12 protein-coding genes are annotated in these 15,247 nt (G+C 72.6%); 9 read left to right on the top strand and 3 right to left on the bottom strand.

Translation table 11 applies throughout. The annotated features are described in order from the left end of the window. The first annotated feature begins 5 nt into the window (after window positions 1–5). From kdpC to ABZ883_RS13780, 7 genes are all read left to right on the top strand, one after another. Complete coding sequence (kdpC, locus tag ABZ883_RS13810) at window positions 6–635, top strand: potassium-transporting ATPase subunit KdpC (protein ID WP_360905818.1); 630 nt, start codon at window positions 6–8, stop codon at window positions 633–635. Window positions 636–1,005: 370 nt separating this feature from the next. Beyond that, window positions 1,006–2,265 carry a hypothetical protein gene (locus ABZ883_RS13805; protein WP_360905817.1) on the top strand — a complete coding sequence of 420 codons (1,260 nt, stop codon included), beginning with the start codon at window positions 1,006–1,008 and terminating at the stop codon, window positions 2,263–2,265. A gap of 170 nt (window positions 2,266–2,435) precedes the next feature. Further along, complete coding sequence (locus tag ABZ883_RS13800) at window positions 2,436–4,982, top strand: ATP-binding protein (protein WP_360905816.1); 2,547 nt, start codon at window positions 2,436–2,438, stop codon at window positions 4,980–4,982. A 147-nt stretch (window positions 4,983–5,129) separates the two neighbouring features. Then, on the top strand, window positions 5,130–7,673 hold the full coding sequence (locus tag ABZ883_RS13795; RefSeq protein ID WP_360905815.1) for a sensor histidine kinase KdpD: 2,544 nt from the start codon (window positions 5,130–5,132) through the stop codon (window positions 7,671–7,673). A gap of 70 nt (window positions 7,674–7,743) precedes the next feature. Beyond that, window positions 7,744–8,427 (top strand): response regulator, encoded by a 684-nt coding sequence (locus ABZ883_RS13790; protein ID WP_319659086.1) that lies wholly within the window; start codon window positions 7,744–7,746, stop codon window positions 8,425–8,427. A 31-nt stretch (window positions 8,428–8,458) separates the two neighbouring features. After that, window positions 8,459–8,857 (top strand): OB-fold nucleic acid binding domain-containing protein, encoded by a 399-nt coding sequence (locus ABZ883_RS13785; protein WP_360905814.1) that lies wholly within the window; start codon window positions 8,459–8,461, stop codon window positions 8,855–8,857. Between the two features lie 3 nt (window positions 8,858–8,860). Beyond that, window positions 8,861–9,622 carry a DUF3159 domain-containing protein gene (locus tag ABZ883_RS13780; protein ID WP_360905813.1) on the top strand — a complete coding sequence of 254 codons (762 nt, stop codon included), beginning with the start codon at window positions 8,861–8,863 and terminating at the stop codon, window positions 9,620–9,622. A gap of 92 nt (window positions 9,623–9,714) precedes the next feature. On the opposite strand, the gene ABZ883_RS13775 is transcribed toward ABZ883_RS13780, so the two are convergent. Next, window positions 9,715–10,383, bottom strand: coding sequence for a TrkA family potassium uptake protein (locus tag ABZ883_RS13775; protein ID WP_360905812.1), 669 nt, complete (start codon window positions 10,381–10,383; stop codon window positions 9,715–9,717). Next, the gene (locus ABZ883_RS13770; protein ID WP_360905811.1) at window positions 10,380–11,048 is read right to left on the bottom strand and encodes a TrkA family potassium uptake protein; all 669 of its coding nucleotides are present in this window, start codon (window positions 11,046–11,048) and stop codon (window positions 10,380–10,382) included. The genes ABZ883_RS13775 and ABZ883_RS13770 overlap by 4 nt, the downstream gene beginning before the upstream one ends. A 137-nt stretch (window positions 11,049–11,185) precedes the next feature. Between ABZ883_RS13770 and ABZ883_RS13765 the strand changes: the two genes are divergently transcribed. Together ABZ883_RS13765 and ABZ883_RS13760 are read left to right on the top strand one after the other, a co-directional pair. Further along, complete coding sequence (locus tag ABZ883_RS13765) at window positions 11,186–13,237, top strand: APC family permease (protein WP_360905810.1); 2,052 nt, start codon at window positions 11,186–11,188, stop codon at window positions 13,235–13,237. A gap of 72 nt (window positions 13,238–13,309) precedes the next feature. Beyond that, window positions 13,310–14,644, top strand: a complete 1,335-nt coding sequence (locus ABZ883_RS13760) for a class I SAM-dependent RNA methyltransferase (RefSeq protein ID WP_360905809.1) — start codon at window positions 13,310–13,312, stop codon at window positions 14,642–14,644. A gap of 309 nt (window positions 14,645–14,953) precedes the next feature. Here ABZ883_RS13760 and ABZ883_RS13755 read toward each other — a convergent pair whose 3' ends face one another. Continuing rightward, window positions 14,954–15,241: a DUF4188 domain-containing protein gene (locus tag ABZ883_RS13755; protein ID WP_360905808.1), complete on the bottom strand. Its 288-nt coding sequence runs from the start codon at window positions 15,239–15,241 to the stop codon at window positions 14,954–14,956. Window positions 15,242–15,247 lie beyond the last annotated feature (6 nt).

The raw sequence follows: 15,247 nt of genomic DNA, 5'->3' as shown, positions 1-15,247 counted from the left end.
CCACCATGAACACTTCCGCACGCCACTCCGCCCGGCTGCTGTGGAGCGCCTTGCGCGCGCTGCTGGTGCTGACCGTCGTGACCGGCGTCGTCTACCCCCTCGCGGTGTGGGGCGTGGGCCAGGCGGCCTTCCACCGGCAGGCGAACGGCTCCCAGGTGACGGCCGGAGGCAGGGTCGTCGGCTCGGAGCTCATCGGCCAGAACTTCACGACCGGCAAGGACTTCGCGCCCGACCCCAGGTGGTTCCAGCCGCGTCCCTCGGCCGCCGACGCGGGGACCGGCGCGGGCCCCTACGACCCGACGTACACCAGCGCCTCCAACCTGGCGGCCACCAGCAAGGCGCTGACCGACCTGGTGAAGGAGCGCAAGAAGGACGTCGCCGCGTTCAACCATGTGCCGCAGTCCCAGGTCCCGGACGACGCCGTCCAGGCCTCCGGCTCGGGTCTCGACCCGGACATCTCCCCGGCCTACGCCGCGCTCCAGACCGCGCGCGTCGCCCGCGCCAACGGCCTGCCCACCGCCGAGGTCGCCGAGCTCGTCAAGGAGCACACCGACGGCCGGCAGCTGGGCTTCCTCGGCGGGCCGACCGTCAACGTCCTGGAGCTCAACCTCGCCCTCGAGCGGCTGGCCGGCTGACCCGCCGCCCCTCCGCCCCGCCCCGTGGCATCAGGGACGCGTCAGGGGCGGCGCCGGCGGCGTACGGAACCCGCCAAGGCGGCGGGCCGGGGCCGCGATCGCGGGAAGAGTGGTGGTCGCGAGGGGGGCCCGAGGAGGCCGCTCCGCGGTGTGCGAAGGGGGGCGCAGCCCGATGGCGATCGCCGTCACTGCTGCGAAGGACCGGGAGGCGCCTGCGGGGGCGCCGGAACCGGACCCGGGAGGGCGCCACCGCGTCCCACCGGAGGCCCCCACGCGTCGCCCACGGAGGCCGCGCGACCGTCGCCCGGTCACCGTACCGGCACGGCTGCGCGGCCTCCGCGCGCTCGTCCTGACGGCGTGCGCGGCGCTCGTGACCGTCCTGGTGACGGGCGGCCTGGCCGCCGACGCTTCGTGGGACGCGGTCAGGGACCACTCCGCGCCCCGCGTGACCAGCGCGACCGGGCTGTACTTCGCCCTGAACGACATGGACGCCCAGATCGCCAACCAGCTGCTGGCCGACCGCACCGCGTCGCTCGCCCGGACACGCTCCGACGCGGCTCGCGTCTACGAACAGCGCCGCGTCGAGGCCGCCGGGTACCTCCGCGACCTCGCCGGGGCGGCCGCCGGTGATCCGGAGGGCGAGCGCGCGGTCGCCGCCGCCATCGCGGACTTCGGGGCGTACGAGGAACTGGCCGCTCGCGCCTTGGCGCTGGGCCGCGTGGCGGAGTACCGCGACGCCACGCGTTTGATGCGCACACGCCTGCTGCCCGAGGCCGACGCCCTGGTGACGGGGAACGACCGCGCCTTCGAGCACACCTACCGGGACGCGCTCGCGCGGGAGGCGCGGTCGCGCGACGCGCTGATCGCTGCGGGCCTGGCGCTGCTTGCGGTCCTTGTCGCGCTGCAGATCCACCTCGCCGGGCGTTTCCGCCGCGTGATCAACCCCGGGGCCGCGGCGGCCACCCTGCTCGTGCTCGCCGCGACCGTGGCGGGCGCCGCGGGCCTCGGGGCGCAGCGACACGATCTGGACGTCGCGCGACGGGACGCGTTCGACTCCGTCCTGGCCCTCACCCGCGCCCGCGCCGTCGCCTACGACGCCAACGCGGACGAGTCCCGCTACCTGCTCGACCGGGCCCACGCCGGCGCGCAGGAGGCCGCCTTCCTCGGCAAGAGCCAGCGGCTGCTCCGGGTGCCGGACGCCACGATCGACACCTATGCCGCCGGGCTCGACGCCGTCCGCGTCGACGACCGTGCGACGGGCTTCCTCGGTGACGAGTTCCGCAACATCACCTTCCCCGGCGAGCGCGCCGCCGCCGCCCGCGTGCTCGATCGCTACCGGGTCTACCAGCGCGACGACCGCACCATTCGCACCCTCGCCCGGTCCGGCCGGCACACCGAGGCCGTGGCCTACGGCACCGGGTACGCCCCCGGTGAGTCCAATCACGACTTCGCCGCCTTCGACGCGGCGCTGCGCGACCTCATCGCCATCAACATGTCCGCCTACGAGCGCGCCTCCGCCGAGGGTGCCCGCGACGCGCTCCCGCTGCCGCTGGGGCTCGCGGGCGGCGTGGCCGCGGCGGCGGGTCTGGTCCTGCTCGGCCTGCGCCCCCGCCTCGCCGAGTTCCGCTGACCGGAGCCGTCGTCAGGGCGCGCGATGCCGCCGGTGTCAAGGCGGCGTCAAAGGGCCTCCGTGCGACGTCATGGCTTTGCCAACGCCCTGGGCGGCGGCGACGCCGAGGCGTTTCGCTACCAGTGAGGCGGTGCCGCGCACCGCACATCCCGCGCAAGGAGGCGCATCGGATGGCGCAGAGCGTCGTCGTGGACGATCCGCCGGGCCGCGCGCCCGGCCGGCTCAAGGTGTACCTCGGCTCCGCTCCGGGTGTCGGCAAGACGTACCGGATGCTCGACGAGGGCAGGCGGCGGGCCGCGCGCGGCACCGACGTGGTCGTCGCCCTCGCGGAGTGCCACGGCCGCCCGCGCACATTGGAGATGCTGCACGGCCTCGAGGCCCTGCCCACGACGCGGCGCCCGCACCAGGGCGCGGAGCACGCGGAACTCGACGTGGCCGCCGTGCTCGCCCGCCGTCCCGCGGTCGCGCTCGTCGACGAACTCGCCCGCACCAATGTGCCCGGCGGCCGGAACGCCGAGCGGTGGCATGACGTCGCCGAGCTGCTGGCCGCCGGGATCGACGTGGTGACCGCGGTGAACATCCAGCACCTGGAGTCGCTGAACGACGTGGTGCGGGAGATCACCGGAGTCGCGGAGCCCGAGACCGTGCCCGACGCCATGGTGCGCGGCGCCGATCAGATCGAGCTCGTGGACATCCCGCCCGAAGGGCTGCGCCGGCGCCTTGCGCACGGCAACGTGTGCGCACCGGGCGGCATCGACGCCGCGCTCGCCCACCGCTTCCGCGTCGGCAACCTCACCGCACTGCGCGAGCTGGCCCTGCTGTGGCTGGCCGGGCGGGTCGACGAGGCCCTGCAGAGGTACCGCAGCGAGCACGGCATCGGACGGGTGTGGGAGACCCGCGAACGCGTCGTGGTCGCGCTGACCGGCGGGCCGGAGGGCGAGACGCTGATCCGCCGGGCGGTGCGGATCGCCGACCGGGCGACGGGCGGCGGCGCCCCCGGTGCGGGCCGTGGGTGTGACGTCCTGGCGGTGCACGTGGTGCGCGGCGAGAGCGGCCCCACCGGTGTTCCGCCCGGCGCCCTCGCCGAGCAGCGGCAGCTCGTGGAGAGCCTGGGCGGCAGTTACCACACCGTCGTCGGCGACCACGTGCCCACCGCGCTCCTGGACTTCGCCCGGGCCGAGAACGCCACCCAGTTGGTCGTCGGGGTGAGCCGGCGCGGCCGGCCGGCCCTGCTGGCGACGGGGCAGGGTGTCGGCGAGACCGTCGTGGAACGCTCCGGGGACATCGACGTCCACATGGTCGGCCACGAACGCGCGGGACGCGGCCGCCTGCTGCCCGCCCTCAGAAGTGACCTGCCCTTCGTGCGCAAGGCCGCCGGGCCGGTAGCGGGCCTTGTGCTGCCGGCGCTGCTGACCGTCCTGCTCGCGCACACCCGCGGGCACCTCAACCTGACCAGTCAGGCCCTGCTCTTCCTGCTCACCGTCGTCGGCGTCGCCTGCCTCGGCGGGGTGGTCTCCGCCCTGCTCGCGTCGGTCACGGCCTCCTTGCTGCTCAACTACTGGTTCATCCCGCCCGTCGGCCGGTTCACGATCAACGACACCGACAACGCGCTGGCCACCGTGGTGTTCGCCGTGGTCGCCGTGACCGTGGCGGCCGTCGTCGACCGTTCGCTGCGGCTGTCCCGCCGGGCCGCCCGCGCGACGGCCGAGGCGGAGACGCTGTCCTCGCTCGCCGGTGATGTCCTGCGCGGCGACCAGGCCGTGCCGCTGCTGCTGGAACGCACCCGCGAGGTCTTCGGGATGGACAGCGCCGAGCTGACCGGAGCCGAGGGTCCGCCTGCGGGGGAGGGGCCGCCGCCGGTCACCGTGCCGATCGGGGCCGACGCCCGCCTGGTGCTGCGCGGACGCGGCCTGGCCGCCTCGGAACGCCGCGTGCTCACCGCGTTCGCCGCCTACCTGACCGCCGCCGTCGACCACGCCCGGCTGGCCGAGGCGGCGGCCGAGATCGAGCCGGTCAGGGCGGCCGACCGCATGCGCACCGCGCTGCTGGCCGCCGTCAGCCACGACCTGCGCACGCCGCTGGCCAGCGGCTGGGCGGCGGTCAGCTCGCTGCGCAGCAGCGACGTCGACTTCTCCGCGGAGGACCGCGAGGAACTGCTCGCCACGGCCGACGAGTCCATGGCCCGGCTCAGCCGGCTGGTGGACAACCTGCTCGACATGAGCCGGCTGCAGGCCGGCGCGCTCACGCTGCGGCCGGTGCCCACGGCGCTCTGCGAGGTGCTGCCGCTCGCGCTGGACAGCCTTCCGGAGGACCGCGCGCCGGTCCTCGCCCCGGAGCTGGAGCGCGCTCCCGACGTCCTGGCGGACGCGCCCCTCTTGGAGCGGGTGCTCGCCAATCTGGTCGCGAACGCGGTCCGGTACGCGCCCGCCGGGAAGCCCGTGCTGGTCACCGCCGGCTCGCTGGCCGACCGGGTGGAGCTGCGCGTCGCCGACCGGGGACCGGGACTGCCGCAGGACGCGCGCGAGCGGGTCTTCGAGGCGTTCCAGCGCCTGGGCGACACCGACAACAGCACCGGGCTCGGCCTCGGCCTCGCCCTGTCCCGCGGCCTGGCCGAGGCCATGGGCGGCACCCTTGTGCCCGAGGACACACCGGGCGGCGGGCTCACCATGGTGCTGTCCCTGCCCGCCGCACCGGCACCGGAGCGCACGGCCGCCTGAGCACGGCCGGGGCGGCCGGAAGGCGTCAAGGCCACGTCAACATGACCGGGTGCCGCGCATCGTGTCCTGTTTGTCCATTGCTGGGACCATAGGATTTGCTACGTCGGCGCGCCGGACAGCCGGCGCAACGAAGCGGAACGTGGAGTCATGGCACGCGGCATATTGCGGATCTACCTGGGGGCCGCCCCTGGAGTGGGCAAGACCTACGCCATGCTCTCCGAGGCGCACCGGCGGCTGGAGCGCGGCACCGACCTGGCCGTGGCCTTCGTCGAGCACCACAAGCGGCCCCGCACCGAGGTCATGCTGCACGGCCTGGAGGTCGTTCAGCGCAAGGAGATCGAGTACCGGGACACGACGTTCACCGAAATGGACGTCGACGCGGTGCTCGCCCGCCGTCCCGAGGTCGCCCTTGTCGACGAGCTCGCCCACACCAACGTCCCCGGAAGCCGCAACGAGAAGCGCTGGCAGGACGTCGAGGAACTGCTCCAGGCCGGGATCAACGTCATATCGACGGTCAACATCCAGCACCTGGAGTCGCTCGGCGACGCCGTCGAGTCGATCACCGGGGTGCGCCAGCGCGAGACCGTCCCCGACGAGGTGGTGCGCAGGGCCGACCAGATCGAGCTGGTCGACATGTCGCCCCAGGCCCTGCGCCGCCGCATGGCGCACGGCAACATCTACGCCCCCGACAAGGTCGACGCGGCCCTGTCCAACTACTTCCGGCCGGGCAATCTGACCGCGCTGCGCGAACTGGCGCTGCTGTGGGTCGCCGACCGGGTCGACGAGTACCTGCGGCAGTACCGCGCCGACCACCACATCTCCACCACCTGGCAGGCCCGCGAGCGCATCGTCGTCGGACTGACCGGCGGCCCCGAGGGGCGCACCCTGATCCGGCGCGCGGCCCGGATGGCCGCCAAGGGCGCGGGCGGCGAGATCCTCGCCGTCCACATCGCCCGCAGCGACGGCCTGGCGGCCGGCTCGCCCAAGGAGATCGCGGTCCAGCGCACCCTGGTGGAGGATCTCGGCGGCTCCTTCCACCACGTTGTCGGCGACGACGTGCCCTCCGCCCTGCTGGACTTCGCGCGCGGCGTGAACGCCACCCAGATCGTGCTGGGCACCAGCCGCCGCCCGGCCTGGCAGTACGTGCTCGGCCCCGGCGTCGGCGCGACCGTGGCCCGGGAGTCCGGTCCCGACCTCGACGTGCACATCGTCACCCACGAGCGGGCCGCCAAGGGCCGCGGCCTGCCCATCGCGCGCGGGGCCCGCCTCGGCCGCTCGCGGGTGATCGCGGGCTGGCTGACCGGCGTGCTCGGCCCGATCGTGCTGTGCGCCGTGCTGACGCATCTGCACAGCGGCCTCGGCCTGGCCACCGACATGCTGCTGTTCATGGCCCTGACCGTCGCGGCGGCGCTCACCGGCGGCCTGTACCCCGCGCTCGTCTCCGCCGTCGGCGGCTCCCTGCTGCTGAACTACTACTTCGCGCCGCCCCTGCACACCTTCACGATCTCCAAGCCGGAGAACCTGATCGCCATCGTGATCTTCGTGGTGGTCGCCCTCGCCGTCGCCTCGGTCGTGGACCTGGCGGCCCGCCGCACGCACCTGGCGGCCAGACTCCAGTCCGAGGCGGAGATCCTGTCCTACCTGGCGGGCAGCGTGCTGCGCGGCGAGCACTCGCTGGAGGCGCTGCTGGAGCGGGTGCGGGAGACCTTCGGCATGGAGTCGGTGGTCCTGCTGGAGCGGTCGGGCGAGCACGAGGCGTGGACCTGTGCCGCCGGTGTCGGCGGCACAGGGTGCCTGCGTCCCGAGGACGCCGACGTGGAGGTGCCGGTCAGCGACAACCTCTCGCTCGCCCTCACCGGCCGCGTGCTGCCCGCCTCGGACCGCCGTGTGCTCTCGGCCTTCGCGGCCCAGGCCGCCGGCGTCCTGGACTGGCAGCGGCTGGAGGACGAGGCCGCCCTCGCCCGAGGCCTCGCCGAGGGCAACCGGATCCGCACCGCCCTGCTCGCCGCCGTCTCCCACGACCTGCGGACCCCTCTCGCGGGCATCAAGGCGGCGGTCAGCTCGCTGCGCTCGGACGACGTCGCCTGGTCCGAGGAGGACGAGGCCGAACTGCTGGCGGGCATCGAGGACGGCGCCGACCGGCTGGACAACCTCGTGGGCAATCTGCTCGACATGTCCCGGCTGCAGACCGGCACCGTCAATCCGCTGATCCGCGAGATCGACCTGGACGAGGTCGTGCCCAAGGCACTGCGCGGCGTCCCCGACGGCAGCGTCACCCTGGATGTCCCAGAGACGCTGCCCATGGTCTCCGTCGACCCGGGACTGCTGGAGCGCAGCGTCGCCAACATCGTCGAGAACGCCGTGAAGTACAGCCCCGAGGGCACCAGGGTGCTGGTGGCCGCCAGCGCCCTAGGCGACCGCGTCGACCTGCGCGTGGTCGACCGCGGACCGGGCGTCCCGGACACCGCCAAGGACCGCATCTTCGAGCCCTTCCAGCGCTACGGCGACGCGCCCCGGGGCAACGGCGTCGGCCTCGGCCTGGCCGTCGCCCGCGGCTTCGCCGACGCCATGGGCGCGACCCTGCACCCGGAGGACACCCCCGGCGGCGGCCTGACCATGGTGCTCAGCCTCAAAGCCGCGCCCGGCAGTCCTCCCGCAACGCCGGACCTCCCCGCCGAGGCGACGACATGAGCGCGTCGCCCGGTCCCGTGTCCGTGTCCGCAGTCCCCCAGACCGTTGCAGTGAACGAAAGGCAGGCCCCATGAACCGGGTGCTCGTGGTCGACGACGAGCCGCAGATCGTGCGGGCTCTCGTGATCAACCTGCGTGCCCGCAAATACGAGGTCGACGCCGCCCATGACGGTGCGACCGCGCTCGCGCTCGCGGCCGCCCGGCACCCCGACGTCATCGTGCTCGACCTCGGTCTGCCCGACATGGACGGCGTCGAGGTGATCCGCGGCCTGCGCGGCTGGACCCGGGTGCCGATCATCGTGCTCTCCGCCCGCCAGGCGTCCGACGAGAAGGTCGAGGCGCTGGACGCGGGCGCGGACGACTACGTCACCAAGCCCTTCGGCATGGACGAGCTGCTGGCCCGGCTGCGTGCCGCCGTCCGGCGGGCCACGCCCGGCGGCCCCGAGGACGGCGCCGCCACCGTGGAGACCGAGTCGTTCACCGTCGACCTGGCCGCCAAGAAGGTCAACCGCGACGGCGCCGACGTCCGCCTGACGCCGACCGAGTGGCACCTGCTGGAGGTCCTGGTCCGCAACACCGGCCGCCTGGTCAGCCAGAAGCAGCTGCTCCAGGAGGTCTGGGGGCCCTCGTACGGCACGGAGAGCAACTATCTGCGGGTCTACATGGCGCAGCTGCGGCGCAAGCTGGAGGCGGACCCCGCGCATCCCCGGCACTTCATCACCGAGCCGGGGATGGGCTACCGCTTCGAGAAGTGAACCCGGCACCTGGCCCGGTACCCTTCGGAGTATGAGTGGTACCACCCGTTCGGACCGACCCGCCGGCCGTTTTCGCCGGATGCTCGACCGCCTGTCCACCTCCCAGGAGGAGCTGCACTCCGACGAGCTGCGGCGGGACACCGCGGACGTCGGGTGCACACGGATCTGCGACTGCCACGACCGTGACATCGTCACGGTGACGGGTACACTGCGCGCAGTCACCCTGCGTCCCCGTGCCGGCGTCCCCGCGCTGGAGGCGGAGCTGTTCGACGGCTCGGCGGCGCTCGACGTCGTCTGGCTCGGGCGGCGGAGCATCGTCGGTATCGAGCCGGGCCGCAGGATCATCGCGTCGGGGCGGATCTCCATGAACCGCGGCCGTCCGGTGCTGTTCAACCCCAAGTACGAGTTGCGTCCGGTCGGACAGGAGTAGCCGGTGGCGTCGATCGACAAGCGGACCGGGACAGAGCCCGGCACCGATGCCGGGCCGCAGGGCCCGGAGCACGACGCGGCGGCCTCCAGGGCAGCCGCGGACCATGCGCTCCTGGAGGCCTTCGGCGGCGTCTGGGGCATGGTGGACACCACGGTGCCCGGCCTGGTGTTCGTGCTGATCTACACGATCAACCACGACATCAAGACGGCGGCGGTGGCCGCGCTCGGCCTCTCCCTGGTGCTGGCGCTCGCCCGGCTGGTGCGCAAGCAGACGCTCAAGCACGCCTTCAGCGGTGTCTTCGGCGTCGCCTTCGGCGCGGTCTTCGCCATGCTCTCCGGGGACGCGAAGAACTTCTACCTGCCGGGCATGCTCTACACCCTGGGGCTCGCGGTCGCCTACGTGATCTCGGCGCTGGTGGGATACCCGCTGATCGGGCTGCTGCTCGGCCCGATCCTGAAGGAGAACCTGTCCTGGAAGACCAGGAACCCCGGGCGGCTCGTGGCGTACACCAAGGCCACCTGGGCCTGGGGCATCATCCTGCTGGCGAAGTCGGCGGTGCTGTTCCCGCTGTACTTCTGGGGCAACGCCACCCAGCTGGGCTGGGTCAAGGTCGCGCTCGGCATCCCGCCGTTCCTGCTCGCCGTCTACCTGACGTGGATCTTCCTCGCGAAGGCCCCGCCGCCGATCGACGTGATCGCCGAGATGGAGGCCGCGGAGGCGAAGGAAGCCGAGGAACGGGCCGCCAAGGAGGCCGCGGAGCGCTGAGACCGCCCGCCGGCGGTCCCTCCGCACGTCACGAAGGGGCGCCCGGAACCACCTGGTTCCGGGCGCCCCTTCGTGTGCGCCGGGCCCGCGGCTCAGGCGCCGCTGCGGACCGAGAGCAGGTCCTCCAGCTGTTCCTCGCGGTGCGGGGCCGCGACGAAGAGCAGCTCGTCGCCCGCCTCCAGCGCGTCGTCCTTGGACGGGGTGAGCACCCGGTGACCGCGGATGATGGTCACCAGCGCCGTGTCCTCGGGCCAGTGCACGTCGCCGACGCGGGTACCGACGAGCGCGGCCTCCTCGGGCAGCGTCAACTCGACCAGGTTCGCGTCACCCTGGCTGAAGCGCATCAGCCGGACCAGGTCGCCGACGCTCACCGCCTCCTCGACCAGGGCCGACATCAGACGCGGGGTGGACACCGCGACGTCCACGCCCCAGGCCTCGTTGAACAGCCACTCGTTCTTGGGGTTGTTCACCCGGGCGACCACGCGCGGCACGCCGTACTCCGTCTTGGCGAGCAGCGACACCACGAGGTTGACCTTGTCGTCGCCCGTGGCGGCGATCACCACGTTGCAGCGCTGCAGCGCCGCCTCGTCCAGCGAGGTGATCTCGCAGGCGTCGGCCAGCAGCCACTCCGCCTGCGGCACCCGCTCGACCGAGATCGAGGTCGGGTTCTTGTCGATCAGGAGGACCTCGTGGCCGTTCTCCAGCAGCTCACCCGCGATCGAGCGGCCCACGGCACCCGCCCCTGCGATGGCGACCCTCATCGGCTCGTCTCCTCGGGACCCTTGGCGAACGCGGCCTCGACCTGCTCGACCTCATTGGTGCGCATCATCACGTGGACGAGGTCGCCCTCCTGCAGAACGGTCTCGGACGTCGGCAGCATCGCCTCGCCGAGCCGGGTGAGGAACGCCACGCGCACTCCGGTCTCCTCCTGGAGCCGGCTGACCTTGTGGCCCACCCACGCGGTGTCGGTGTGCACCTCGGCGAGCTGCACCCCACCGCTCGGATCGCGCCACAACGGCTCCGCCCCCGACGGCAGCAGGCGGCGCAGCATCTGGTCGGCCGTCCAGCGCACCGTGGCCACGGTCGGGATGCCCAGGCGCTGGTACACCTCGGCACGGCGGGGGTCGTAGATGCGGGCGGCCACGTTCTCGATGCCGAACATCTCACGGGCCACCCGGGCCGCGATGATGTTGGAGTTGTCCCCGCTGCTGACGGCGGCGAAGGCGCCGGCCTCCTCGATGCCCGCCTCGCGCAGCGTGTCCTGGTCGAACCCGACCCCGGTCACGCGGCGTCCGCTGAAACCCGAGCCCAGGCGGCGGAACGCCGTCGGATCCTGGTCCACCACGGCCACTGTATGACCTTGCTGCTCAAGGGAGTGCGCGAGAGTGGAACCCACTCGCCCGCAACCCATAATCACGACGTGCACGACCGTCCTTCCGGCTGTCAACGATGTGGCCGATTCCCTCTCAGGGTCTCAGACCGCGGCCAAAGCTACACACGCACGTAACCGCTCGATAGGTGGGCGGTGGGTCGGAAACCTTGACGATCCTCTAACATCCTCGGGTGTCCAAACTGACCGACCTTCCGAAACGGATCCTGATCGGGCGGGCGCTGCGGAGCGACAAGCTCGGGGAGACCCTCCTGCCCAAGCGGCTGGCTCTCCCGGTCTTCGCCTCGGACCCGCTGTCCTCCGTTGCCTACGCGCCGGGCGAGGTGCTCCTCGTCCTGTCGATCGCGGGAGTGTCGGCCTACCACTTCAGCCCCTGGATCGCGGTCGCGGTCGTGGTGCTGATGTTCACGGTCGTCGCCTCGTACCGGCAGAACGTGCACGCCTACCCCTCCGGGGGCGGCGACTACGAGGTCGCGACCACCAACCTCGGGCCCCGCGCCGGGCTCACCGTGGCCAGCGCGCTGCTCGTCGACTACGTGCTCACCGTGGCGGTGTCGGTCGCCTCGGGCGTGGAGAACCTGGGCTCGGCGGTGCCGTTCTTCGTCGAGCACAAGGTGATCGGCGCGATCGGCATGATCGTGCTGCTCATGCTGATGAACCTGCGCGGTGTGCGCGAGTCCGGGACGATCTTCGCGATCCCTACGTACGCGTTCGTCTTCGGTGTCTTCTGCATGCTGCTCTGGGGCATCTTCAAGATTGCCACCGGCAGCGAGATGCACGCGCCGACCGCGGGCTACACGATCAAGGCCGAGCACACCGGACTGGCGAGCTTCGCCCTGGTCTTCCTGCTGCTGCGGGCGTTCTCCTCCGGCTGCGCGGCGCTCACCGGTGTCGAGGCGATCAGCAACGGCGTGCCCGCCTTCCGCAAGCCGAAGTCGAAGAACGCCGCCACGACGCTGGCCGCCATGGGTCTGCTCGCGGTGACGATGTTCTGCGGCATCATCGCGCTCGCGCTGTACACGAAGGTGCGGATGGCCGAGAACCCGGCCACCGACCTGCTCGTGAACGGCAAGCCGGTCGGCGCGGGTTACACCCAGGACCCGGTGATCGCGCAGGTCGCCTCGGCGGTGTTCGGCGACGGCTCGATCCCCTTCATCTTCCTGGCGGGGGCCACCGCCCTCGTGCTCTTCCTGGCCGCCAACACCGCGTACAACGGCTTCCCGGTGCTCGGCTCGATCCTCGCCCAGGACCGCTACCTGCCGCGGCAGCTGCACACCCGCGGCGACCGGCTGGCCTTCAGCAACGGCATCGTGCTGCTGGCCGCCTTCGCCGCCGTGCTCGTCTACCTCTACGGGGCCGACTCGACCCGGCTGATCCAGCTCTACATCGTCGGCGTCTTCGTCTCGTTCACCCTGAGCCAGATCGGCATGGTCCGGCACTGGAACCGGCACCTGGCCGACGAGACCGACCCCGCGGTGCGCCGCCACATGATCCGCTCGCGCGCGATCAACACCTTCGGCGCCTTCTTCACCGGCCTGGTGCTGGTGGTCGTCCTGCTGACCAAGTTCACCCACGGCGCCTGGGTCGCGGTCCTGGGCATGGGCCTGTTCTACGCGACGATGACCGCCATCCGCCGCCACTACGACCGGGTCTCCAGCGAGCTCGCGGCCGCGGAGGAACCCGGCGAGGAGGAGGCCAAGCCGTCGCGGGTGCACTCGATCGTGCTGGTCTCCAAGGTCCACAAGCCCACGCTGCGCGCCCTGTCCTACGCCAAGCTGTTCCGCTCGGACTCGCTGGAGGCGCTCAGCATCAACGTCGACCCGGCCGACACCAAGGCGCTGCAGGCGGACTGGCAGCGGCGCGGCATCGACGTACCGCTGAAGGTGCTGGACTCGCCCTACCGCGAGATCACCCGGCCGATCGTCGACTACGTCAAGAGCCTGCGCCGCAGCAGCCCGCGCGACGTCGTCTCGATCTTCATCCCGGAGTACGTGGTCGGCCGCTGGTACGAGCACCTGCTGCACAACCAGAGCGCCCTGCGGCTCAAGGGCCGGCTGCTGTTCACCCCCGGTGTGATGGTCACTTCGGTGCCCTGGCAGCTGGAGTCCTCCGAGCGTGCCAAGGTCCGGGCCCGCAAGGGCGCCGAGTGGAACGCCCCCGGTTCGGTGCGCCGCGGCGAGGTCGGCCGCCCGCGCAGGCGCCGGGAGCCCAGCGAACGGACGTGAGAGGAGGGCGGCGGCGCACCGTAGACTGGTGAGCTGCCGTCCTCGTCCCCGTTGTCAGGAGCCCGTTCCGAGATGCAGCACCGTACGAAGGCCCCGGAGGCCGACGCCCTCGTCGGCGAGCGCTACGAGGTCGAGGTCGGTCCCGTCGCGCACGGCGGTCACTGCGTCGCCCGCCACGAGGGCCAGGTGCTGTTCGTCCGGCACGCCCTCCCCGGCGAGCGCGTGATCGCCCAGGTCACCGAGGGCGGCCCGGACTCGCGCTTCCTGCGCGCCGACGCGGTGGAGATCCTTCAGGCCTCCCCGGACCGGGTCGAGGCACCCTGCCCCTTCTCCGGACCGGGCAAGTGCGGAGGCTGCGACTGGCAGCACGCGGCGCCCGGCGCGCAGCGGCGGCTGAAGGTCCAGGTCATCACCGAGCAGCTGGAGCGGCTCGGCGGCCTCACCCCCCAGGAGGCCGGCTGGGACGGCACCGTGGAGCCCGCGCCCGGCGACAAGGTCGCCAAGGGCGAGGTCCCGGCCTGGCGCACCCGCGTCCAGTACGCCGTCGACGCCGACGGGCACGCCGGTCTGCGCCGCCACCGCTCCCACGAGGTCGAGCGGATCGACCGCTGCCTGATCGCCGCTCCGGGCGTCTCCGAACTGGGCGTCGAGTCCCGCGACTGGCCCGGCATCGCCACCGTCGAGGCGATCTCCGCCACCGGTTCCTCCGACCGGCAGGTCATCATCACGCCGCGCCCCGGTGGCCGGCTCCCCATTGTGGAGCTCGACCGGCCCGTGTCGGTCATGCGCGTCGACGAGCAGGGCGGTGTGCACCGCGTCCACGGCCGCGGCTTCGTGCGCGAGCGCGCGGACGACCGCACCTGGCGCGTCGGCTCCGGCGGCTTCTGGCAGGTCCACCCGATGGCCGCGGAACTCCTCGTCGAGGCCGTCATGCAGGGCCTCACGCCCCGCAAGGGCGAGACGGCCCTCGACCTGTACTGCGGAGTGGGACTGTTCGCCGGCGCGCTGGCCGAGCGGGTCGGCGAGACCGGTGCCGTCCTCGGCATCGAGTCCGGCAAGCGCGCGGTGGAGGACGCCCGCCACAACCTCGGCGACCTCGACCGGGTCCGCATCGAGCAGGGCAAGGTCGAGACGGTCCTGCCGCGTACCGGCATCACCGAGGCCGACCTGGTCGTGCTCGACCCGCCCCGCACCGGCGCCGGCCGCGCAACGGTCGCCCACGTCGCCTCCCTGGCCCCGCGCCGTATCGCGTACGTCGCCTGCGACCCGGCCGCCCTCGCCCGCGACCTGCGCTGGTTCGGCGAAGCGGGCTATGTCCCGCGCCGCATGCGGGCGTTCGACCTCTTCCCGATGACGCACCACGTGGAGTGCGTGGCGATCCTGGAGCCCGCTGAAAAGGGCCGCTGAGCTGCCATTCTCGGCTCTTTCCGGTGTACTCGGCCCCTTCCGCGGCGGCTTGGTGGCGGGATCGGGACGCCGTTCGTTCGTGCGGAGTGATGCGAAGGACGCATGAACGACGTGCGGGCCGACGTTCCGTCAGGTGCCCGCGGGGTCTGGGCAAGCCCCCGACAGGCACCTCGACGACTCCTGCCGCTGCGGCTCAGGCGCACTTCTCGCGGCTGCGGTCAAGCGCTGGAAGGTGCCGCGCGTGAAGCGCGCGGTCGGATCCTCGCGGAACGGACGCCTTCTGCTGCCCGCAGACGCTGGGCCGCGGCGTCACCGCGCCGACCGAACGGTACCCACATGACCCTTCCCGGCGCGTGCTCGTCGGTTGAACGCCGTCCACGCGGGCCGGTGCTGCTTGTTCTGCTGGTGGGCATGGGCGAGGAGCCGTTCCTTGTCGGGCCAGTACTGGACGACGTAGAAGTCTCGGGGGCCGCCGTGGAGCACCTTGTGGTCGAGAAGCCCGTCGGCCTCTTCCTGCCACAGCTCACGCACCATGCGCGGCATCGACATGAATGCCGGGAGCCGGCTGGAGAACGCGCGCAGCCGGTTGATCCGCATTCCGGT

The organism is Streptomyces sp. NPDC046977 (assembly GCF_040644455.1).
Taxonomy (GTDB): Bacteria; Actinomycetota; Actinomycetes; order Streptomycetales; family Streptomycetaceae; genus Actinacidiphila.
The sequence above is the reverse complement of the archived record's forward strand: the minus strand, read 5'-3'. Positions and strand labels throughout refer to the sequence as shown.

Excerpts from the sequence above, each read along its gene's own strand:
- kdpC (WP_360905818.1), top strand. The coding sequence starts at position 6 with ATGAACACTTCCGCACGCCACTCCGCCCGGCTGCTGTGGAGCGCCTTG.
- ABZ883_RS13800 (WP_360905816.1), top strand. The coding sequence starts at position 2,436 with ATGGCGCAGAGCGTCGTCGTGGACGATCCGCCGGGCCGCGCGCCCGGC.
- ABZ883_RS13795 (WP_360905815.1), top strand. The coding sequence starts at position 5,130 with ATGGCACGCGGCATATTGCGGATCTACCTGGGGGCCGCCCCTGGAGTG.
- ABZ883_RS13790 (WP_319659086.1), top strand. The coding sequence starts at position 7,744 with ATGAACCGGGTGCTCGTGGTCGACGACGAGCCGCAGATCGTGCGGGCT.
- ABZ883_RS13785 (WP_360905814.1), top strand. The coding sequence starts at position 8,459 with ATGAGTGGTACCACCCGTTCGGACCGACCCGCCGGCCGTTTTCGCCGG.
- ABZ883_RS13775 (WP_360905812.1), bottom strand. The coding sequence starts at position 10,383 with ATGAGGGTCGCCATCGCAGGGGCGGGTGCCGTGGGCCGCTCGATCGCG.
- ABZ883_RS13760 (WP_360905809.1), top strand. The coding sequence starts at position 13,310 with ATGCAGCACCGTACGAAGGCCCCGGAGGCCGACGCCCTCGTCGGCGAG.
- ABZ883_RS13755 (WP_360905808.1), bottom strand. The coding sequence starts at position 15,241 with ATGCGGATCAACCGGCTGCGCGCGTTCTCCAGCCGGCTCCCGGCATTC.